15 protein-coding genes and 1 tRNA gene are annotated in these 22,075 nt (G+C 71.9%); 3 read left to right on the top strand and 13 right to left on the bottom strand.

Annotated features, from left to right (window positions below; translation table 11 throughout):
• Positions 1–28: 28 nt before the first annotated feature.
• Genes ACLIRP_RS05780 through pssA form a run of 3 tightly spaced genes read right to left on the bottom strand, consistent with a single transcriptional unit; the run spans position 29 to position 1,411 of the window.
• Positions 29–325: an ATP-dependent Clp protease adaptor ClpS gene (locus ACLIRP_RS05780; protein WP_412063013.1), complete on the bottom strand. Its 297-nt coding sequence runs from the start codon at positions 323–325 to the stop codon at positions 29–31.
• Complete coding sequence (purS, locus tag ACLIRP_RS05775) at positions 322–591, bottom strand: phosphoribosylformylglycinamidine synthase subunit PurS (protein WP_412063012.1); 270 nt, start codon at positions 589–591, stop codon at positions 322–324. Before purS ends, ACLIRP_RS05780 begins: the two co-directional genes overlap by 4 nt.
• Before the next feature lie 25 nt (positions 592–616).
• Positions 617–1,411 (bottom strand): CDP-diacylglycerol--serine O-phosphatidyltransferase, encoded by a 795-nt coding sequence (gene pssA / locus ACLIRP_RS05770; RefSeq protein ID WP_412063011.1) that lies wholly within the window; start codon positions 1,409–1,411, stop codon positions 617–619.
• A gap of 1,102 nt (positions 1,412–2,513) precedes the next feature.
• Here pssA and ACLIRP_RS05765 point away from each other — a divergent pair.
• Positions 2,514–3,296 carry a hypothetical protein gene (locus ACLIRP_RS05765; RefSeq protein WP_412063010.1) on the top strand — a complete coding sequence of 261 codons (783 nt, stop codon included), beginning with the start codon at positions 2,514–2,516 and terminating at the stop codon, positions 3,294–3,296.
• Here ACLIRP_RS05765 and ACLIRP_RS05760 read toward each other — a convergent pair.
• Positions 3,293–4,627, bottom strand: coding sequence for a DUF512 domain-containing protein (locus ACLIRP_RS05760; RefSeq protein ID WP_412063009.1), 1,335 nt, complete (start codon positions 4,625–4,627; stop codon positions 3,293–3,295). The two genes, ACLIRP_RS05765 and ACLIRP_RS05760, sit on opposite strands and share 4 nt — an antisense overlap.
• Positions 4,628–4,801: 174 nt before the next feature.
• Between ACLIRP_RS05760 and ACLIRP_RS05755 the strand changes: the two genes are divergently transcribed.
• Together ACLIRP_RS05755 and ACLIRP_RS05750 are read left to right on the top strand one after the other, a co-directional pair.
• A tRNA-Arg gene (locus ACLIRP_RS05755) sits at positions 4,802–4,875 on the top strand.
• Positions 4,876–5,071: 196 nt separating this feature from the next.
• Complete coding sequence (locus tag ACLIRP_RS05750) at positions 5,072–5,887, top strand: hypothetical protein (RefSeq protein ID WP_412063008.1); 816 nt, start codon at positions 5,072–5,074, stop codon at positions 5,885–5,887.
• Between the two features lie 47 nt (positions 5,888–5,934).
• On the opposite strand, the gene ACLIRP_RS05745 is transcribed toward ACLIRP_RS05750, so the two are convergent.
• From ACLIRP_RS05745 to ACLIRP_RS05705, 9 genes are all read right to left on the bottom strand, one after another.
• A complete protein-coding gene (locus ACLIRP_RS05745; protein WP_412063007.1) occupies positions 5,935–8,082 on the bottom strand; it encodes an endonuclease in 2,148 nt (715 codons plus the stop codon).
• Positions 8,083–8,222: 140 nt separating this feature from the next.
• Complete coding sequence (locus ACLIRP_RS05740; protein WP_412063006.1) at positions 8,223–9,497, bottom strand: hypothetical protein; 1,275 nt, start codon at positions 9,495–9,497, stop codon at positions 8,223–8,225.
• Entirely contained in the window at positions 9,494–10,855 is a 1,362-nt protein-coding gene (locus ACLIRP_RS05735; RefSeq protein WP_412063005.1) for a hypothetical protein, read from the bottom strand. The genes ACLIRP_RS05740 and ACLIRP_RS05735 overlap by 4 nt, the downstream gene beginning before the upstream one ends.
• On the bottom strand, positions 10,852–12,393 hold the full coding sequence (locus ACLIRP_RS05730) for a tetratricopeptide repeat protein (protein ID WP_412063004.1): 1,542 nt from the start codon (positions 12,391–12,393) through the stop codon (positions 10,852–10,854). The genes ACLIRP_RS05735 and ACLIRP_RS05730 overlap by 4 nt, the downstream gene beginning before the upstream one ends.
• The gene (locus ACLIRP_RS05725; RefSeq protein ID WP_412063003.1) at positions 12,390–13,721 is read right to left on the bottom strand and encodes a dicarboxylate/amino acid:cation symporter; all 1,332 of its coding nucleotides are present in this window, start codon (positions 13,719–13,721) and stop codon (positions 12,390–12,392) included. Before ACLIRP_RS05725 ends, ACLIRP_RS05730 begins: the two co-directional genes overlap by 4 nt.
• A 137-nt stretch (positions 13,722–13,858) precedes the next feature.
• Positions 13,859–15,304 carry a DUF92 domain-containing protein gene (locus ACLIRP_RS05720; protein WP_412063002.1) on the bottom strand — a complete coding sequence of 482 codons (1,446 nt, stop codon included), beginning with the start codon at positions 15,302–15,304 and terminating at the stop codon, positions 13,859–13,861.
• Between the two features lie 81 nt (positions 15,305–15,385).
• Positions 15,386–16,576, bottom strand: a complete 1,191-nt coding sequence (gene porV, locus ACLIRP_RS05715; RefSeq protein ID WP_412063001.1) for a type IX secretion system outer membrane channel protein PorV — start codon at positions 16,574–16,576, stop codon at positions 15,386–15,388.
• 84 nt (positions 16,577–16,660) lie between these two features.
• Positions 16,661–20,638: a type IX secretion system sortase PorU gene (gene porU / locus ACLIRP_RS05710; RefSeq protein WP_412063000.1), complete on the bottom strand. Its 3,978-nt coding sequence runs from the start codon at positions 20,636–20,638 to the stop codon at positions 16,661–16,663.
• A gap of 411 nt (positions 20,639–21,049) precedes the next feature.
• Complete coding sequence (locus ACLIRP_RS05705) at positions 21,050–22,054, bottom strand: hypothetical protein (RefSeq protein WP_412062999.1); 1,005 nt, start codon at positions 22,052–22,054, stop codon at positions 21,050–21,052.
• Between the last annotated feature and the right edge of the window lie 21 nt (positions 22,055–22,075).

The following is a 22,075-nucleotide window of genomic DNA, read 5'->3' as shown; positions in this document are numbered from 1 at the left end:
CAAGCCGGTCCCCCCTCGCGCGGACCGCTCAGCCCTCGATCTCGGTCACGAGCTGGATCTCGCGGAGCACGCCCTGGACGCGGAAGCAGTCGAAGAAGTCGCCCTGGTAGACGCAGTCCTTGCCTTGGGTGTGGACCGTCCACGCATGGCGCTGGGCCTGCTCGGTCGAGCACCCGACCGCTTTGATCAGCTGCAGGATCACGTCCTCGAACGTGTGGATGTCGTCGTCGAAGAGGATGACCCGCCAGGGCGTCTCGATCTTCTCCTCGACCTCGACCTCCAGGGCGGGCGCGACGGCGGGGTCCTGCGGGCTCGCGCCGATCACGCCGCCACGCCCCCCTCGGGGATCAGCGCCAGGATGGTGAAGTCCTCCGTGACCGGGTTCGCGAGCAGCTTCCCGGCGGCCTGCTGGACGACGCCCTCCGCCGCCTCCGCGCTCGCCGCGTCGACGGTGAGCTCGAAAAACTTGCCCGCGCGAACGGACGTGACCGCGCCCATCCCGAGGTCGCCGAGGGCCGACGTGATGGCCTTGCCCTGGGGGTCGAGAATCGACGGGCGGAGGGTGACGCGGACGTGGGCGGTAAACTGCATGCGTGCGGTGGGGCGGGCCGGAAAACTACGGCCCCTCCACGCCGACCGGCGGCGGTTCGTCCAGGTCGCCCTCGACCTCCCGGCCCGTCGCGACGCGCACGGCCCACAGTAGGGCCCGGCCGAGCCCCCACCCGAGGTAGATCACGGCGGCGACCAGCAACCCCTCCTCCTGGAACACGACGCCCAGGATCAGCGCGAGCAGGAAGAGCGCGTAGCGGAAACGGTAGTGGCGCAGGTTGTAGGCGTTCGGCTGGGGCAGCGCCGGGAACGAGATCGGCGAGACCATCAGCGCCGACAGCCCGACCACGAGCGTGATCAGGACGGACAGCTGGGGCCGCGCGAGCACGTCGAACCACGGCCGGTCCATGAACGTCAGGATGAACACGACGACGGTCCCGGCTTGCGCGGGGATCGGGATGCCCGAGAACTCGGTCGACTTCTCGCCGGCGGTCGCCAGCGAGTTGAACTTGGCGAGCCGGACCGCCCCGAACAGCGCCGGCAGGCTCGCGAGCAGGCCGCCCCACATGGGCCCGAGCTGGTTCAGCCCGAACTCGTACAGCAAAAAGCTCGGGGCGACCCCGAATGAGACCACGTCGCTCAGCGAGTCGAGTTCGACCCCGAACTCGCCGGACACGCCGACGAGCCGCGCCATCAGGCCGTCGAGCAGGTCGAAAAAGCCGGACAGCACGACGAGCCACGCCGCCGCCTCCAGGTTGCCCGCCGCCGTCTGGATCAGCGAGAAGAACCCCGCCAGCAGGTTCATCAGGGTAAAAAAGTTGGGCACCGCCGCCCGGGCCCGCTGGCTGTTGCGCCCGGGCACGGCGCGGCGCGCCCGCAGCACGGGGCCCCGTCGTGGTCTCGGTTCCATCAGGCGACCTCTGCAGAGGGAGACCCCAGAGCGACGATCGCAGCGGGCGTGGAGTAGGGGCCGTCGGGCATGGTCACAGCGAGGGGCGGAGCGGTGCCAGGGTACACCGTCGTGGGCCCGCCACGTTCCGCCGGCCCCTCCGCCGCGGCACGTCGGCGTCCGACGCTGGCGCCGTTTGGCCGTCGTCCCGTCTCGGGGAGCGCAGCGCAGCCACCGACCAAAAAAAGGACGGGGGCTACACCGCAAGCGGCGAGCCCCCGTCCGGGTTCTCTGACTGGACACCTCCCCGCGAGCCGTAGCTCCGGTCGGGCGTCCTGATGCGTCTGCCACAACGACCGTCGTGGACTGTCCGAGGACCGCAGAGACTGCGGGCTCGGCCAGCGACGACATGGTGGTCCTCGTGGGGCGCCGGGCGGGCACGTCGGGGACGAATCCCGTCTGCGCTCCCGTCGCTCCTGCTAACACCTCCTGTGCGGAACAGATTGGCCGTTGTCCGGGGCGAACCCGGTGCAACGTCTTACCCACGGCGTCCGTCCGCCTGAGCGGTCGGTCCGTCCTTTCCGGCGAGGCCGGTCCGGGCGCGCGGTGTTTCCGTTCGGATGCCACCTCCAGCGTCCCGTTTCACCGGGGGGGACTGGAGCAACTCATCCGAACACACGGCGGGCACATCGGGTCTCCCGGACCTACTAAAAGCTGGGCCGGGTGGCCGTCCGAAGACGGCCGGAGGGCGATGGGCTCACCGCCTCGCCGTGAGGCGAGACTGTGGCGCGCAGGGCATTCCGCGAGGAAGCCCTCGTGCAGCGTGTGACGCATTCTGTCAAGGAACGCGACCGCGAACGGCCGCCCTGCCCGAAGGCAGTGACCCAGGGTACCGAGGAGATCGCGGGGAGTCAAGATGAACGGGGCGTTAAGTTGCGCACATCTCCACACCCGTCCACACCGGGCCCTTCCGGCTTGCGAGGTTGGCCCGGAGCCCGACGCGAGACGCTCGGCCGCAAGCCGTTGCTGGACAACCTTTGGGCCCGCGCCCTCTCCCCTCCCCCCCGACCGAGTCATGCGCATCCTCCCCCTTGCTTTCCTCGCCGCCGCGCTCGCGGGGTGCCAGGACCCGACGCCCCGACTGGAGACGGCCGCCGACAGCCTAGCGTTTCGTGTGACCGAGGGCGCCGGCGGGCTCGCGGCCTGGAACGCGCTGCCCGCGCTGAGCTGGGAGTGGGCCGTCATCCGGGACTCGGCCGAGGTCTTCCGCACGCGCCACGTCTGGGACAAGCACGGCGACCGCGTCCGCTCGGAGTGGCCGATCGGCGCCGACAGTCACGCGGTCGTTGTGTTCGTGCCCTCGCGCTACTCCCCCGATGCCATCGACGGGCTGGCGGCGATTAACGGAGCCGCGCTGGCGGGCCCCGAGCGCGACAGCCTGATCGTGCAGGCGAACGCGCGGTTCGTCAACGACAGCTACTGGATGCTGGCGCCGCTCAAGGTGATGGACCCCGGCGTGCGCCGGGCCATCGAGAACCGCGACGGGTGGGACCGGCTCGCGCTGTCGTTCGACAAGGTCGGCCTGACGCCCGGCGACCGGTACTGGCTCGAGGTCGACGACGTCTCCGGGTCCGTGACGGGCTGGTCGTTCCTCCTCCAAGGGGATTCGACCGAGTCGCGCTGGGAGTGGACGGACGTGGCCGAGATCCCCACCGAGAAGGGCCCCGTCCTGCTCACGCGGATGCGCATCAAGGAGGACCTCAGCGCCATCATCCTGACGGAGCCCCGCGCCATCGACGTGCTCGACGAAACCGAGTTCACCGACCTCGCGCCCCGCCTGGGCGTCGAGGCGGACTAAGCCAGCTCCGGGACGCCGTTCGCCAGCCGGTCGACGAGCCCGGCCCAGTCGCCGTCGAACACGACGACCTCGACGCCGCCGAGCGCGGCCGACAGGTCGTCGGGCGTCATCATGCCCGGGCGGTTGTCGAGGAACAGGCCCTCGAAGTTGACGCAGTCGGGCGGGAGCACGACCAGGTCGCCGAGCTCGCCCCGCGCCGCGCGCGGCTTCAGCTCGGCCACGAAGCTCTTGAAGTTGAGCAGCCCGCTCACCGTCACGACCTCGCCGAACAACTTGTTCGCGCACGTGACCACGTCGACCGACAGCCCGTCGACGGCCTCCAGCACTGGCTGGACGCGCTCGCGCAGGAGCGGCGCCGTTAGCGCGCCCGAAACGAGGGTCGCGCGGCGCGGCTCGGGGAGCGCGTCCGGGAAGTCCTCGGCCTGGAAGGCGAGCTCGTCGAGGAAGTCGCGGCTCATGCCGACGCCGTTCTCCATCAGCGGGTAGCCGTCGTAGGCCTCCTCGTCCGGGAAGTCGAGCCCGGCGATGAGATAGACCTCGTCGGAGAGGTAGACGAAGCCGCGGCCGATGCGCTCGCGGAAGTAGCCCTGCCAGCGCGCGACCTGTCGCGCCAGCTGGCGCGCTTCGTCGGCGGAGACTGGCCGCAGGTCGGAGAGCTTTTTGCGGTGGTCCGTGAGCCCGACCGGCACGATGCTCACCGAGAACAGCTGCTCGTGGAGCCGGTAGAGGTCGAGGATGGTCTGGACGAGTTGGCCGCCGTCGTTGAAGCCGGGCACGAGCACAATCTGGGCGTGCATCTCGATATCGTTGTCCGCAAAAAAGCGGAGCTTCTCGGCCTGCCGGTCGACGGTCCGGTGGCCCATCATCTCGGCGCGGACGGCGTCGTCGGTGCAGTGGACCGAGATGTAGAGCGGGCTCAGGCGCTGCTCGACGATGCGCGCGAGGTCGCGGTCGCGGAGGTTCGTGACCGTGATGTAATTGCCGTAGAGGAACGACATCCGGAAGTCGCCGTCGCGGAAGTACAGCGTGTCGCGCAGGCCGACCGGGTTCTGGTCGACAAAGCAGAAGATGCAGTCGTCGCCGCACGTCTTGATGCGGAACTCCTCCAGCTCGACGCCCAGGCCCGTGCCCGGCTCGCGTTCGACGGTCTCCTCGACGACCGCGCCGCCCTTGCGGAGCTTGAGCGCCAGCGTCTCCTCGGCCGTCTTGAACCGGAAGTCCAGCTCGTCCTCGACCGGCTCGCCGTTGACGGCCAGGATCTGGTCGCCCTTCGCCCAGCCGAGCGCGTGGGCGGGCGATCCAGGGTCGACGGAGGCGATGCGGACGGGCACGGACGGTGGGGGCGATCGACAGGGAAACGTACGCCGCGGGCTCGGGGGCCGGGTGAACCGGTCGGCAACACGCGGCGAGCGGCCCGTGAACGAGCGCGCGGCGTGCCGGCGTCCCCGTTCACGCGGTCTTGCCCGTTGACGGGCGCGGGGCCCGCCGTATCTTGGGGGCACGCCGCGCCCGTAGCTCAGTTGGATAGAGCGTTGGTTTCCGGTACCAAAGGCCAGAGGTTCGAATCCTCTCGGGCGTACAGAGCCCCGGTCTCGCAAGAGGCCGGGGCTTTTCTGCGGCCGGCGGCGGGGCCCCCGCCCCAAGACCGAGCACAACGCGGCTTCGAGCTCCGCGCACCAGGATTTGGTGGGGCAGCTCACGTGCCCTAGTTAGGAAAGACCCAGACGGGCCTCAACCCGAGGGCGGTCCTGAGGTGCGTCGCATCCCCTAGCGCCATGCGAGCCATCCTTCCCCTCGCCGCTGCCCTTCTCGCCACGGTCTTCGTGGCCAGCCCCGCACGCGGCCAGTCCACCGTCTACGTCCAACTCGACTACATCGCGGTCCCCGCGGGCGCGGAGTCGGCGTACCTCGCGCTGGAGCGCGACATCTGGCGCCCCATCCACGCCGAGCGTCAGCGCCGGGGCCACCTCCTGAACTGGCAGCTCTACGACGTCATGTATGCGCCGCCGGGCCTCGACTACGACTACGTGACGGCGAACGTGTACGGCGACCTCGTGAGCGCGGAGCTGGACGAGCTCGACGACGTGATCCGCGCGGCCCTCCCCGGCCAGGACCCCGAGGCCGTCCTCGACGGGACGCGGGCCACCCGCGAGATCGTCCACAGCGAACTGTGGGCGCTCGTCACCTCGCTCGGCCCGACGGGCCAGGACGGGCCCCAGGGGCGCCACCTCGCCCTCAACTTCATGGCCGCCCCGGAAGCCGGGCGCGCCGAGTACTTCGCGGTCGAGAACTCGATCTGGGCGCCGATCCACCAGGTCCGCGCCGACGACGGGTCGATGGGCGGGTGGGCCCTCTACAGCCTGGTGCTCCCCCGCGGGTCGGCCCTCGACTACCAGTTCGGCACCGTCGACTTTTTCGACGACATCGACTCCGCCGCCGCCGGGATCACCGACGCCCAGATCTCGCAGGCGCACCCCGACCGCTCCCAGGCCGAGATCGACGCCATGATGGACCGCACCGACGCCTCCCGGACGATCTACAAAACCGAGCTCTGGACGGTCATCGCGGGCCTGGGCGCCCCCGACGGCTGAGCGCCCGGCGCCCCGCTGGCGACGCACGCCGCCAGCGGGGAAACCGGCTACCGGACCACGGTCAGGGGACGCGTGACAACGCGACCGTCGAGCGCGACCCGAACCACGTAGACGCCGGCCGGGGCGCCGGCGAGGTCGAGCGCCAGCGACTGGAAGCCCGTGCCGAGGCGGCCCGCCTCGACGGTCGTCACCAAGCGCCCGAGTGTGTCGAATACGTCGGCGCGGACGTCCGTCGCCTCGGTCAGCGAGAGCGCCAGCGTGGTCCGGTCGCGGGCCGGGTTGGGATACAGCACGACGTCGAGGGCCGCCGCGCGGCCCCGCCCCGGCGCGTCGGCCGTGGCCGTGAACGCCCCGGCGGCCCCGAACGTCTGGCCCCGGTTCTTGGAGCCCCGCGTGTGTCGGACGTTCGCCGACCACGAAAAGTCAGCGGCCGCCGTCCCGGTCCCGACCAGCTGGATCGAGTCGTTCTTGCCGCCCGAGCCCGACTCCGAAACGCCGATGTCCTCGGACGTCGTGCCGGCTGCCGGGCCGGCCGTCGCGGTCAGCACCCCCTCATAGGACAGGAACTGGACGACGGCGCCTGAGTCGTCGACGAGCGCGAACCCGTCGGGCGATCCGTTCTGGATCCCCGCGCGCGAAAACCACAACGCCCCGAACCCGGCGCCCTCGTCGTCGATCGCGCCGGACAGGGCGATCGTGTCGTAGACGGTGCCGTTCGACCCGTTGTACAGGGCAACAGACCAGCCGCCCAGGTCGAGCCCGGCCGTGCCGGCGACCTCGATCCCCTCATTCTGATCCGAGCCGCCGTCGTCATAGTGGACCTCGTTGATCCATGCGGCGACGGGCGTGCGCCCGTTGCCGAGCGTTTGCCCCGCGTTCGGAGCGCCCGGCGACGCCGCCTCGGGGGCCTGCCACGCAAAGTCCGCCGCCGCGCTCCCGGCTCCGACGAGCTGGAGGCTCCAGCCGCTTGGCGTCGAGCTGGTCTCGGCGACGCCGATGTCGCTGGAGCTGGTGCCGGCCGCCGGGCCGGCCGTCGCCGCGAGCACGCCCTCGTAGCTCAGGAACTGAGCGACCGTGCCGTCGGGGGCCACGAGCGCGAGCCCGTCGGGCGACCCGTTCTGAAGCCCCGCGATGGGCACCCAGACCGTGCCGAAGCCGCCCTGCTGATCCGCGAGCGTGCCGGACAACGCAACCGTGGCGTAGACCGTCCCGCCGTTGCCGTTGTAGAGCGCGATCGACCAGCCGCTCAGGCTCGTGCCCGCCGGCCCGGCGAGTTCGACGCCCTCACCGGTGTCGGTGCTCGCGTTGTCGTAGTGGAGCTCGTTGACCCAGAGCGGACCCGTCGACCCGGACGGCGGCGGCGGCGGGGGCGGAGGAGGAGGCGTGCCGCCGCCGCCGCCCGTTCCCGACAGGTTGTAGGCGCGCCGCGCCAGCGTCGAGTCGAGCACGAACGGGTTGTGAGTGCCCTGCATGCTGGCGATCCACTCGGACCGCGCGAACTCCTCGAGGTCGACGGGGTCCGAGTAGTGCCACACGATGAGGTCCGGGGCCTGGACGTCGAAAAAGGCCTGGGAGCCGTACGAGGCGACCTGCTCGGGGTAGACCGCCCGGAAGTAGAACACGGCGCGGGCGGCGTTGCCCTTGTGGTCGTGGCGCGGCTCGAAGCGGCCGGTGTAGGCCGGGTTCGGGTGGTCGTTGTCCTTTTCGCTCCACTCGTCGAGAATCGCGGTCGGGATGGCGGACTGGCTGGCGGCGTCGCGGTACCAGCCGTCGGCCTGGGCGTCGGGGATCTCGCCGTAGGGGTGGTTGCTCCGCGACGAGTTGACGTTCGCCTTGGCCGGGAAGAGCGCGTGCATGTCGCTCCGGGCCGGCTCGTCGGCGGCGCCCATCGACTGCGGCCACGTGTGCTCGGCGTTGACGCCCTGGTGGAACGCGTCCGTCGAGGGGTCAGCGCCGGGCGTCAGCGTGATGCAGAAGCGCGTGTAGACGCCGCACAGCTGGCCGTCGGTCCGCTGCTCGTAGGCGTAGAGCGAGTCGCGTGCGGGGTTGTAGCCGAGCGTGCCGCCGGGCGAGTAGCCCGCGTCGATGCTGTTCAGCAGCGGCGCCCCCGACTGGCCGGGATACAGCGTGACGTTGGGCTGTGCGGCGGCCGCCGCGGCGAAACAGACGAGACCTACGAGGGGGACAAACCGCATGGAGTCCGGGGGGTGGTGGGACTCCCATATACCCACGATTTGGACCGGCCGGAACTCGGCCTGGACACAATCTGGCCATGCAACCAAACCGGTTCACGATTCGCGCTATACGTTCGAACGCCGATCTGGACAGGCCTCCGTCAGCGGGCGACCACGAGGGGCAGCGCGACGCTCTCGGGCCCGCCGAGCACGCGGAGCACGTAGAGCCCCGCCGCCAGCTGAGCGCCGTCCACCACCACCTCGAAGGTGCTCCCCCCTACCAACACGGCCGAACCGTAGTCCACCACGCGGCGGCCCAACACGTCGACGAGCGTCGCGCGTACCGAGACGGCGTCGCTGGCAGTGATGCTGATGCGCGTCTGGCCCATGACGGGGTGCCGCCCTCGGAGCGTCGCCGTGATCTGGGCGGAGGTCTCGGGCAACCGGCCGACCTTGTCGGCGCAGTCGCCCGCCAGCGCCCAGCCGACATCGGCGAGCACGGCGCAGACGACCGGGCCTGGGGCCGGGACCACCTCGCCCCTGGCGATAAACGGCGTCATCAAGCCATCGCCGGTGCTAGCCCCGAAGGTGTCCTCGTCGAGGTGCGAGTACGACCCGCCGGGCACCCACCTCGGCGGCGTGTAGAGCAGGACGGGCCGGCCGACGGTCTGGTCGACGGCCGTCCCGGCAAAGCGGACAGGGCTCTGCAGCGCGTCGGCCAGAACGACAGACCGGTTGGGGAACACGTTCTCGTTCAGGAGCGAGACGCCCGCCTCGGTCTGGGCGTGGAGGTCGTAGCTGAACGGCCCCTCGGGGTCGGTCCCGACGCGCCCGACGCCGCCCTCCACTTTGAGGGCGCCGATAAACCCGAGCCCGTGGCCGATCTCATGGAGGACGACCGTCGTCAGGTCGTAGAGCCCGGACGGCGCCGAGCCGGGGCCGATGTGCCAGTCCCCGAAGTCGCTGTTGAACGTCGCCTCGATGTCGGCGGCGCCGTCGCCCAGGTCCTGGTCGGCGAGGTGGTCCGCGAGCGCGGCGGGGTACCAGACGCCGCGTGTCGGCGCCCCGGGGAAGTTGCGGTACAGAAACGGCCCGGCCGAGCCGAGCGTGGAGGCGTCGAGCGACGCCCACGAGGCGTCAATGCGGATGGGTTGCGTCGTGCGGATCCGACACGCCCACGTGTCGACGGCCGTCTGGAAGGCGGCCTTCGCGGCGGCCGGGAAGCCGGTGTAGTCGACCTGAAAGACGGCGCCCTCCGAGGCCGGGTCGCAGTCCGGCGCCGTCGCGGCGCGGCCGGCCGACGACCGGGCGGGCATCGCGGCCTCCGAGACGGGCATCTCGAACAGGACCGGTCGGGCCGAGCGCTCGGTCTGAGCCGATCCCGGGGCCGCGCAGGCGACGAGGGCCGCGAGGACCGCGCAACAGAGCCGGCTCATCGGACGACCGTGACGGGCAGCCACACCTCGGCGCCCTCGCTGGCGGCGCGGACCCGGTACACGCCAGGCGCCAGCCCGGCGGCGTCGACGACGACGCGCGCGCGGTCGGCGGCCGCCCCGTCGAACACGGTGGCGACGGTCCGGCCCAGCACGTCGTGCACGGAGACCGCGAGCGGCCCGGGGGCGTCACGCGCGACCTCGACGGTCGTGGCGGTGCGGAACGGGTTTGGGCCCGCCAGCCGGAGCGCCAGCCCGATCCCGCCCGGCCCGGTCTCGCCCGCCGTCGGCGGCGGGGTCAGGGCGAGGCAGCCCGAGCCGAGCTCCCAGCCCATGTCGAGGAAAAAGGCGCACGTGATGTTGCCGGGGTCCTGGTACGCCTCGCCGTTCGCCACGAGCGGCGTCATCAGCGCCGCCGAGCTGCCGAAGACGACGTTCTCGTCCCAGTGCGAAAACGAGGAGCCCCGGTCGAAGCGGAGCGGCGCCCAGATCGGCGGGCGGTCGCCGTAGACGGAGACCGTCGTCGGGGCGTCGACGAACAGGTCCTCGCTCTCCAGCAGGTCGCCCAGGATCTGCGACGGGTTGGGATAGACCTCCTCGTCGAGAAACGCGGTGCCGACGCCGTCTTCGAGGAACCGATCGAAGATGAACGGCGACGTCCGGCCGCTCGCGGTGAACCCCCAGCAGCCCGTCCCGGCGGGCCCGACGCAGCGCTCGCCGCCCGAGCTGTCGCGGACCTCGCCTGAGCCCACGAACCCGAGCCCGTGGCCGAGCTCGTGGAGCACGACGGTCACGAAGTCGATCTGATTCGAGCCGGGGCGGCCGTCGAGGCCGAAGTAAAAGCGGGAGAACGCGCTGTTGAACGTGGCCTGGATGTCGTAGAAATTCTGGCCCGGCGTCGGGAAGAAGTCACGCCCAGCGATGGCGTCGGCGAGGGCGAACGGGTACCACGTGTCGGGGCGCGAGCCGAAGCCGAAGTCGCGGACCAGAAACGGCCCGGCCTGCCCCAGCGTCGACGCGCCGAGCGCCTCGAAGTCGGCCTGGACGCGGATCTCAATCGGCGAGTCGAGGTGGTCGGCCCAGATGTCGACGGCGCGCTGGAAGGCGGCCTGCGCAGCGGGCGTGAACCCGGAGTAGTCGACAGTGATGGTCGCCGCGCGCCGGGTCGTCACGGTCGTGACGGTCCGCTCAGGGCGGCGCTCGTCGAGCGCGGGGCCGTAGTCGATGGCGGGGCCGCTGACGGCGCCGTGCGGGGTGGCGTAGAGCGCGCACCACGCGTCGAGGTCGCGTGTGACCTCGGGCTGGGCGCCCGCGCGCGGGGCGAGCGCGAGCACGATGGCAGCGGCAAGGAGGCGGGTCATGAGCGGCGGCGGATCCGCTCCAGCGCGGCCCGCGCCCGCTGCTCGAGCGACTTGTGGTAGTCGAACTCTTCCTCGTTGTCGAGCACGCGGGTGTAGATCCGCTCGGCGGCGTCGAGGTCGCCCTGCGCCTCCCGGACCTCGCCCTGGTGGTAGAGCGCCCACGGCCCCCACTTCGCGAGCGGGTCGCCCGGCTTGTCGATGGCGAGCTGGAAGTGGCGGACGGCGTCGTCCCAGCGCTCCGTCGCCTGGAGCGCGCGGCCGGTGCGGTACGCGGCCTCGGCCCGCTCGACGGCGGGCAGGTCGGCGCCCGTCACGACCGGCTGCAGGGCGGCGATGGCGTCGGCGTAGTCGCCCGCGTCGTAGGCGGCCCCGCCGACGACGAGGGCGCGCGTAGAGGCCGTCAGCGGGTGCGCCATGCGGTACTCCGCCTCGCGCTCGGCCGACAGGTCGGCGTCATAGTCGCGGACGGCGCGGACGCGGCGGTACAGGCTCTCGGCCCGGCGCCGGTCGCCCAGCATCTCGTACGCCAGCCCGGCGTGGAGCGTCGACTGGGCCAGCAGGGCGCGGCCCCGGAACGTCCGCGCGAAACCCTCGAGGAGGGGCGCCGCGGCGGCGAAGTCGCGCTGGCGGAACAGGGCCGTGCCGAGGTGCGCGTCGATGACGGGCAGCGGCAGCACCCCGTCGGCGTCGCGCGCGGCCTCGGCGCGGCGCAGCGCGGCGACGGCCTCGTCTGCGCGGCGGTCGACGAGGAGGTGGAACCCGGCGAGGTAGCCGAGAACGGGCGAGTCGGGGTGCGCCTCCGCCAGCGCCGCCAGCCGGTCGACGGACCCGGCGCGGCGCTCGTTGAGGGCCGAGTCGGAGATCGCAAAGGCGACGACGGCGTCGACGGCGTGCAGGCCGCTGGCGGACGACGCGGCGTCGAGCTTGGCCAGCCCGCCCGCGACGCTGCCGCGGAAGCCGAGGAGGCGGGCGACGAACTTGTAGGACCTCGGGATGGCGCCGGCGGCGACCTCGCAGATGCCCTGCCCGAACAGGGCGTCGTGCTCCGAGAGGTCGTCGAACCGGCCGCACGCCTCGCGCAGGCTGTTGCCGGCCCGGAGGTAGCGCTCCTGGCGGGCGAAGGCGAGCGCGCGGTGCAGCTTGGCCGCCCCGCCGAGCACGCGCGCGCCGGGGACACCTTCGCGACTGTCGACGACGGTCGTCAGCGAGTCGTTGAGGGCGTAAAAGCGGTCGAACGCGTCGTCCTCTTCGGTCACCAGCGCCTGCCACAGCGCGACGCTCTCGAGCCCGTAGACGCCCGCGGGCGACTCGGGCTCGGTGGCCGCGAGTTGGCGGAACGTGCGGCGCGCGTCGTCGAGCCGCATCTCGAGCGAGGCGGCCAGGCCCTGGGCATAGAGCGCGGCCCCGGCGTCGGTCTCGATGCCGAGCGCGACGCGAACGGGGTCCGCAAGGGGCTCGGGGCCATCGGCCTGGGCCCGGACGGGAGCCGCCAGCAGGCTCAGCGCGAGCAGGGCGAGAAGGGGGAGGCGAGCGATCATGTGGCGGCGACGACCAAGCGGTCGGAGTCTTCGGAAAAGTCCACGGGGCCGAGCTGGCCCTCGCTGGCGGCGATGATGGTGGCGACGGTCGCGTCGCCGGTCACGTTCGTCACAGTCCGGCACATGTCCAAGATGCGGTCGACGCCCAGGATGAGGGCGATGCCCGCGGTCGGGACCGCGACGGACTCCAGGATGATGACCAGCATGATGATGCCGGCGCCCGGCACGGCGGCGGTGCCGATCGAGGCGAGCACGGCGGTCAGCACAATCGTGAGCTGTGCGCCCATGCCGAGGTCGAGGCCAAACGCCTGCGCGATGAACAGCGTCGCGACGGCCTGGTACAGCGCCGTCCCGTCCATGTTGATCGTCGCGCCGAGCGGCAGCACGAACGACGAGACCTCCTCGCTGACGCCGAGCTTTTCCTCGCATCGCTCCATCGTCACCGGCAGCGTGGCGCCCGACGACGAGGTCGAGAAGGCGACGAGCTGGGCCGGGGCGATGCCCTTGAAAAAGTCGACGATCCGCATCGGCGAGAGCAGCTTGAGCAGCGACGGGTAGACGACGACGGTCTGAATCGCGAGCGCGGCCAGCACGACGCCCATGTAGCGGCTCAGCCCGTCGAGCAGGCCCAGGATGCGCGTCGGGTCGTCGCCGGCCGTTGCCACGATCGTGTCGGCCAGCAAGGCGAACACGCCGATCGGCGCGAGCAGCATCACGATGTCGACCAGCTTGATCACGACGTCGTTGATCCCTTCAAACACCGCGAGGACGGGGGCCGCGCGCTCCTTCGGGATCTGGACCAGCCCGATGCCGAACAGGATCGCGATGACGACGACCTGGAGCATGCTCCCGTTGTCGGCGAACGAGGCGAAGGCGTTGCCGGACACGGCGTCGACCAGGAACTGGAGCGGGCCGCGGTCGGCGACCTCCGTCGCGGTCGCCGCGCGAGAATTGGCGTCGTCGCCGAAGGCGGCCACGAGCCCGTCGCGGAGCTCCGGCGAGAACGCGTCGCCGGGGCGGACGAGGTCGGCCAGCAGGACGCCGATCGTCACGGCAATCGCCGTGGTCACGAGGTAGATCCCGATCGTCTTGCCGCCGATGCGCGACAGCTTCCGCAGGTCGGCCAGGCTGGCGACGCCGGTGATCAGGCTCGCGAGCACGAGCGGCACGGCGATCAGCTTGAGCGCCGTGATGAAGATGGTCCCGAACGGCTTGATCCAGTCGGTGACGAACGGGCCCCAGCCCTCGATGGCGGACAGCACCCCGAAGGCGAGGCCGAGCACGAGGCCCAGGATGATCTGCCAGTGGAGCTTGCGATACCAGGCCATGCGTGCGGAGAGGAGGGGCCGGAAAGCTACGGACGGCCCCGGAGCTCGGAGAACGGAGGCCGCGCGCCGGCAGTGCCCGGTCACACATGCGAAATAGTGTGCACGCCCCGCTCTCCCCCGAGAGTGTCACCGGTGCCTCAGCCGACCCACACGGACGCCAGCAGCCCGCCCGCGAGCGTGCACGCCGCGTTGACGCCGTCGTTGCCGAGCCACGCCCGCCCCGCCGCCAGCGGGAGCGCCACGCCGTCGATGCGCAGTCGCTCGGTGAGGTGGCCGTCGGGCGCCCGGTACCGGGCCTGGACCGTCGCGCCGAGCGCGGTGTCGAGAATCGCCCCGGCGACGCCTGCCGCGACAACTGCGAGCGCCCACGCCCCGCCCGCGCCGGTCAACCCCGCCGCCGGGAGCACCACGGAGCCGGCGCCCAGGACCGCGCCAAGCGTGCCGCCCCACGACATCCCGCCCGACGTCCCCGGGGGCACGCGACCGCCCAGACCGAGCCGTCGCGTCGGCCCGCCGATCCAGGTGCCGATCTCGGTCGCCCACGTGTCGGCCGCCGCGGCCGCCAGCGACCCGACGAACACGGCGAAGAGCACCGGGCTCGGCACGAACGCCGACGCTCCGAGCGCCGCCAGCGCCACGCCGCCGTTCGCGAGCACCTGCCCCGCGTCCCGACGGCTCCCCTTTTCCACCAGCGCGTGGGCGCCGGCCTTGCGCTTGTGGCCGAGCCGGGACAGCACGCTCGACAGCACGAAAAACGCCAGCGCGGGGACGGCCCACGCCCACCCGCCGATGGCGACGAGTCCCCACGCGAGCAGCGTTCCCGCGAGCGCGCCCGACGCCGACAGGGCGCCGACCCGCCACGCCCCCCACCCGAAAAGGGCCGCCAGCCCGACCGCCAGAGCGAGGGCTCCGGGGCTGGCGCCGCCCGCGACCGTCAGCCCAACGACGACCGCGAGCACGATCCAAAGGTTGTCCCACCCATGCCGCCCGAGCGCCTCGGCGACGGTCGCGAGCGCGGCGGCGCTGACCGACGCGGCGATCACCCAGCCTGCGCCCCGGTCCGGCCCGACAGCCGCGAGCACGATCCCGCCCACGATCATTGCAATAACGGCAAACGTGAGCGACCCCGCTGGCGTCTTCCCCTCGCCCGAGCTCTGTCCCCAGTGCCCGCCCGCCAGCGACGCGGCCGGGTCGGCGAGGGCGAGCACGGTGAAGGCGGCCTGCAGTGCCCACACGCGATCCCCCAGCGGCGACCACGTCAGCACGAGCGCGGCGACGAGGGCGAGCGGGAACAGGACCGTCCCCCACGACCGGCGCTCGACGGCGTGCATGGACGGAATCCAGCCCCGCGCCAGCGCGACGGCGTTCCCCAGACAAAAGAGGCCCGCCAGGATGTAGATCCCGTCCGGCACGTCGAACCAGAGCGGCGAGGCCGCGGTCGTCAGCCCGACGAGGACGTGGACGAGGCGCCGGGTGGACTCGGGCCGCCAGCCGACTTTTCGGAGCCCCTCCCCTGCCGCCACGGACGCGCCCAGGAGCAGCGCGAAGAGCGCGATGTCGTCGAGGTCGATCTGGATGTCCACGCGTGCGAGTCGGGGCGTCAACGAAAAAACGGCCGCCCCTCCGGTGTGGAAGGGCGGCCGCAAGATCGACGGACCGCCGAGCTAGCGCGGGATGTTCAGCAGGAGGGAGAACCGGAGCTGGTCCGCGAGGGGCGAGTTCTCCTGGAGCGCGTAGATGTACGAGATGTCGACGCCGACCAGGCTGTAGCGGATGCCGGTGCCGAAGGTCAGGAACTGGCGGTTGCCGTTTGCCGGGTCCTCGTAGAAGTAGCCGGCACGGAGCGCGAGCAAGTCGTTGTACCAGTACTCCATGCCGGTGCCCAACGTCAGCGAGCGCAGCCCCGAGATGTTGCGGCAGTCGTTGTCGGCGTTCTCGTCGGCCGCGAGCTCGTCGCACGTCGTGCCGGCCTGCACGGTCGTCTTTACCAGGCGCGACTGCCACGACGTGAACAGCGCCTCGTAGAACGGGTCGTACTCGCCCGTCGTCGCGTCGCGGTTGACGATGATCTTGTTGAAGTCGATCGCCAGCAGGACCCGGTTGAAGTCGTCGAGCTGGGTGTCGAGCGCGGCGCCGAAGCGCAACGTCGTCGGGATCGCGTCGGGCGCATTAAGGACCGTGTCGCCCGGCGTCGAGTCGACGTAGGAGATGCCGGGCCCCATGTTGGCGAGGTTGACGGCGAACGTCGGGCGCGAGGACCGGCCGAAGCCGAGGTCGGGGGCGGTGTACTTGACCCCGAGGTCGACGCCGACGGAGGTGCCGGCCGACGTCGAGGCGCCGGCGACGTCGGTGCCGCCGGTCAGGTTCGAGTAGATAAACCGGGCGCCGGTGCCGACGGCGAGGTTCTCGGTGATCGGGTAGCCGTAGCTGAGCCCGAGCGCGAACTCGTACGACGAGAAGGTGCCGAGCTCGAAGCCGGTCTCGTCGGTCGCCGTCTGCGTCCCGAGGTCGAAGTAGGTGAGGTGGCCGCCGACTGTGCCGGCCTTGCCGAGCCCGTGCTTGGCGGAGAGGTGCTCGTAGCTGAGGTTGGCGCCGAGCGCCGGGAGCCAGGGGGCGTGCGTGAAGGAGACCTCGGTGCCCTCCTGGCCCGCGAGGCCCGCGGGGTTCCAGAAGGGCGCGTAGGCGTTGTCGGCCACGGCCACGCCGGCCATGCCCATGCCGGAGGCCCGGCTGTCGGGCTCGATCTGCAAGAACGGGACGGCCGTTGTGAGGACGATCTCCTCGGGCGCCTGCTGCGCCAGAGCGGGCACCGCGAGCGCCAGCGCGAGGGCGGCGAGTGGTAGGGAGCGGATCATGCGTGGGGGGAGTCGGGATCGAAGGGTACGCCGGATGCGACGAGTGCCCTGCGGAGACGGCGCTAAACGGCCGCGTGGGGAGGATTAACGGATGATGGCGAGCCGCTCGATGCGCTCGGCGACCTGGGAGCCGCCGCTGGCGGAGGGCACGTCGAGGCGGATGCGGACGAGGTAGACGCCGGAGCCCAGGCGGTCCTGGTCGTCGTCGAGCCCGTCCCAGGCCACCTGAACGGTGCGGTCGGAGAGGAAGCCCTCGGGCAACGTCTCGGCCCCGTCGAGCGTGCGGACGGGGCGGCCCGCGAGCGAGTAGATGCGGATCTGCAACCCGGCGGACGTGCCGATGGGCTGGTTGTGCTCGACGAAAAAGCGCGCCGGCCCGGCGGTCGGGTTCGGGTATGGCAGCGCGCTCCGCACGATCACGCCCTCGTCGACGACGACGAACGAGATCGAGGCCGTCGAGGCGTTGTTGAGGGCGTCCCACGCCGTCAGCGTGACCGTGTGCTCGCCCGGGGCGAGGTCGCCCAGGGCCGAGAGCGGGACGCGGACGGTGCCGGCGCGGTACGTGTCGAGGTCGGCCTGGTAGTAGCGCCCCACGTCGACGGCCTTCGAGGCGTCGCCGTCGACGGTCACCAGCAGCTCGTGCCCGACGCCCGCGCCGACGGCGTTGAGGCCGCTGGGGTCGCTCAGCCGGGCGACGAGGCTGGCCGTCGAGGCGGCCGTGCCGCCGTCGACGAAGGTCGAGTCGCCGACGAAGAGGGTGATGTCGGGCCCGACGCGGTCGTCGGGGCGGGCGCCGGCGGTCGTCGCGACCGCGGCCTCCGTCGACTGCCCGACGCCGTCGGTGCCGTTCTCGCCGAGCGCATACGCGACCACGCGAGCGGGCAGGCCGGAGTACGACACGTCCTGGGGAACCAGGAACGTCGACGAGAACAGGCCGCCGACGACGCTCGCGCGGCCGGTGTAGATCTTGTCTGTCCGGGCCGTGTAGTCGCCCAGGAAGTCGGCGTCCGGCCCGTCGGTGTAGCAGCACGCCGACTCGGGCAGCTCGACGAGCCGCTGGGCGTCGAAGACCGTCAGGGCGACCTCGCCGCGGTACGTCGGGTCCGGCAGGCCGTCGAGGCCGAGCACCTGGCCGGAGACCGTAGCCTCCTGGAAGGCCTCGAAGGCAGTCGGCAGGTCGAGGGCGACGCCGCGCTCGGGCAGGCCGAGGCGCATCGCCGGGTCGCCGAGCAGGTTGAACTTGCGGTTGTTGGGGCTCGACCCGATCGCCGTGTTCTTGGTCCGCCGGAGCGCGTCGCCCAGGCGGGCGGGCCGCCCGTCGGCCTCGCGCGTCAGCATCTGCTCGGTGAGCTCCAGGTTGAGGCCGAAGTTGGTGGCCGAGTTCGGGTCATTGGAGGTGTAAACCAGGCGGACCGTCGTCAGCATGGCCACGCCGCCCCCACCGGGGCGGAGCAGGATCTGCTCCGCCATCGACTGGTAGTCGGCGATGTCGAACTTGCCAAACGAGCACGTCGCCGTCACGAAGACCGGGAGGCGGTCGGCGTTGTCGAGCGACTGGACGAGCGTCTCGGTGACGTAGTCCTCGTCGCCGAGCCCGTCGGGCCCGCCGTGGCCGCTGTAGTTCCAGACGAGCGTGCCCTCGTTGATCGCGGTGCGGATCGCGTCCGTGGCTTGCGGCCTGAGCCGGCCGCGCGCGGTGATGACGCTCGGGTACGACGGCCCGTAGATCTTCTGCAGCGTCACCGTCGGGTCGACGGTCTCCGCCAGCTCGGCCGTCGCGTCCGCGTTCAGGACGTGGAGGTCGCGGTCCCAATCGCGGGGAAACTGGTCGTCGGCGACGAAGGTGAACCGCGTGCGCCAGTCGCCGCGCGTGGCGGGGCTGTCGTAGCGGATGATCTTGTCGACGACCGTCCGCGCGTCCGAGGCGGACCGCGTGGGGAGGCGGCCGACGCCGATGTCGACGCGGAAGGTGGTCGTGTCCGAATACTCCAGATTCCCCTCGTCGTCGCCCAGCATCCCGAAGAAGTCGTCGGTCGTGTACGAGGTCGTCCGGTTGATCATGTTCTCGGTCTGGAACGTCGGGACGTAGTTGGGCACGTCCGTGTCGATGCCTCGGAAGTCGTAGTGGCCGTCACCGAAGAGCAGGAGGTACTCGGGGAGCTGGCCGGCGGGCGCGCGGTCGTAGAGGAACTTCATGTAGTCGCGCACGGCCCGCATGTCGGGGGCGCCGCCGGCGAACTCGTTGAACACCTGCTGGGTGGTCACGACGATGGGCGCGAGCCCGTCGGCCTGGCGGTGTGCCGCGAGCCGGTCCGCGGACGCCCGGAAGTCGGGGTGCGTGACGACGATGTAGGTCGGCGTCCCCGCGAGGCCGTGCAAGTTCTGCGTCGCCACGGCGACGGCGCCGGCCGCCAGCCCGCCGGGCGTGCGGACGGCCGCGCCCGCGGGGTCGAAGGCGACGACCTCGCGGTGCGCCTCGACGGCCTCGACGCGCGTCCGGTAGGTGCCGCCCGCCGCCTGCACACCGAGCCGGCGGATCGCGCCGGCGTCGGTCACGTCCCAGACCTGCGGCTCGGCCGAGAACCCGGCGAGCGGGATCTCGAAGCGGCCGACCTGGCCGCCCGGCGTCGGGAACGACAGGTAGCCCTCGCTCGCCGTCGGCACGCGGTCGACGACGGCCTCGACCCAGTCGATCCAGGCCGAGGCGCCCGTGTTGCCGCCCGTCGCGCGGACGGTCACGCCGAGGCCGGTCCCGTACGAGCCGGTCACGTCGAAGTAGGCGTCGTTCGCCAGGTTGCCGGCGTTGAGGCTGGAGGTCGAGACGGCGCCGGGGCGCGTCGTCGCCAGCGTGGCGTTGTTCTTGATGAGCGCGAACGTGACGGCCGGGTTCGCTCGCGCGCCGACGCGGCCCCGGTAGCTTACCGGGTCGTTCGGGCTGGCGCCGGCGACCGTCGTCGCGAGCACCCCGAGGCCGGTGCTGCCGATGTTGATCTCAGGCCCGAACCAGTCGAGCCCGGAGCCGCTGCCGTCGCGGTCGATGTTGGTCGCGTCGACCTCGTAGAACCGCCGCGCGGCGACCCGGCCGAGCGTCGTCGCGGAGGGCCACGAGGGGAACGTGGCCCCGCCGATGCGAGCCGGGCTGGGGTCGTCGACGCGCAAGAAGTAGTAGCTGACGTCGGAGAACGGGCTGATGTCGTGCGACCAGTGGCCGGGGCCCTGGGCCTCCGCGACCCAGTCCCACCACTGCGGGCCCTCGGCGTAGAACACGAGCGCGCCGTTCTGCTGGAGCGCGGCGATCGGTTTGAGGTCGGCCGGACGGGGCGCGCCCGCGAGCGCGGGCAGGACGCGGCCGCCGATGCCATAGACGCCGACCTGCCCAATCGAGGCCGACACGCCGAGCGAGTCGCTCAGGAACGCGGCGTCGATGCGGTAGACGCCGTCGGCGGGGATGGGGACCTTGAACCACGTGCCCTCGGCGAGCACGCTCCGCGCCACGTCGAGGTGCGGGTTGTCATCGCCGGAGGCCGCCATGCGGGCGGCGAACGGGGGCCTGGGCACGCGGACAACGGCGCGCCGGGTGCGGATCAGCCGTCCGTCGGCGACGCGCAGCATGCGGACGGCCAGGCTGCCCATCAGCTGGCGGCGGCTCTCGCCGATCCCAACGACCTCGCCGAGCGGGCCCTCCAGGGCGCGCGCGAGCGCGTCGCCATCGAGGCCGGCGGGCAGGGCCACGCTCTCCTCCTCGACCGACACGACCGTCACCGCCGGCGGGACGGCGGAGACGAGCGGGATCTCGTGCGACAGGACGGGGCGGCCGGCGCTGGCGAGCGCGACGAGGGCCTCGAGGTCGCCGCGGCTCTGCTCGAGGGCGTCCGCCAGCGGGGCGCGCCACTCGGCCGTAGCCTCGACGGTGACGGCGTTCGGGGTCGTGTCGAGGACCCGGAGCGTGGGCGTCTGCGGCGGCTCGTGGACGAACGGGGCCGACGCGAGGGGCGCGCTTTGCGCCAAGGCGGGGACCGCCGCGAGGACGGCGACGACGTAAACGAGTGCGAGACGCGGCATGGAGTGCGTGCGGGCGGCGGAAGCCGGGGGAGCCGGAAATCGCGCAGGCATCTGCGCGGGGCGTAGCACGAACTCGGTATAGGCGGCGTCGGTGGCGGGAGGCGAAAGATAGACGGGGCGCGGGCGCGGGGGCAAGGTGCCGACCGGTGCCCCACAGGCGGCGGGCCCTCTGGAGGGCCTGCTCCGACGCCTGGGACGGCCCACCCTGTGCAATTCGTGTGTCTTCGCCCGAAACGGGTCGTCGGATCCGAGCCGCGCCTGCGGACGCCCCCTTGGGGCTCGGTCCCTCCCGCCGACCTCCACTCCCGCGACACGCAACAAACATGACCGCGCCCGCATCCTTTCGGATCGCGGGCGCGGGGCGGGGCCTAAACCGCCGGATGCGGGAGCCGAGGCGGGGCGCGGTCCGCCCTAGCTGTTGATGTTGCGGTGGATGGCCTGGCGCGTCAGGCCGATCCGCTCGCCGAGCTGGCTCCGATTGTCGATGCCCGGGATCCCGACGAAGCCGTTGACCAGGCTCGTGAGGTACTCCTGGCGGAGCTTGTTGATGGGGATCGGGCCCAGGATCTTGGCGAGGTCCAGCTCCCCGAGTTCGCGCTGCGCGAGCGCGGCGTCCTCGTCGACGCGGTCCAGGAGCGACGGCCACACGGGGACGGTGTCGAAGACGGCGCGGGCTTGCTGGTAGTACTCGAGGGCGAGCCCGAAGAACTTGAAGTCGTAGTGGTAGATCTGCGCGAGCTGGTGGAGCGCCATCCCCTGCTCGGCGACGAGGTCGTTGCGCGTCGCCAGCTCGTGCGCCTTCTGGAGCGACTCCTCGCCGGCGTGGTGCTTGCCGAGCTTGACGAGCGCGTAGCCCTTGAACATGAGGGCCTTCGGGATGTACTCGACGAGCCCGTTGCGGCGGCTCAGGTTGTAGACCCGCATGCAGACCTCGACGCCCTGCTCGTAGGAGCCCTGGGCCATCAGCGCGGTCGCCTTCTCCAAGAGCGCGGCGATCTCCCACGGGCGGCTGCCGAGCCGGCGGGCCTCCTCGCGGACGCGGTCGAAGTACTGGAGCGCGGCGGTCACGCTCATCAGGCGGTGACGCATCATCCAGCCGAGCCGGTGGTCGAGCACGAGCGTCTGGTACGCGTCCTGGGGGTCGATCAGCGCCAGCTCGGTCTTGGACCGTTCGACCGGCGCGTCGCGCAAGCAGCGGACGGCCTGGAGCTGGACGTGCGTCTGCAGCGTCGGGCCGAGGCGGGCCTTGAGAAGCTCGTTGAACTCGAGGTAGGCGTCGTAGACGCGGGCCTCGCCGAGGTGGGCGAGCGCGCGCGTCCACCGCTGGCGGACGGCTTCGGGCTGGGCGGCGAAGGCGTCCGTCACGCGCTCGACGTGTTCGCGCTCGTGGGCCGGGATCATCGGGGCGGACGGCATAGGACGGTGGTCTAGGGGGAA

The sequence above is a fragment of the Rubrivirga halophila genome (genome assembly GCF_046845755.1).
Taxonomy (GTDB): Bacteria; Bacteroidota; Rhodothermia; order Rhodothermales; family Rubricoccaceae; genus Rubrivirga.
Note: the sequence above shows the minus strand (reverse complement) of the source record. Positions and strands in the feature narration are given on the sequence as shown.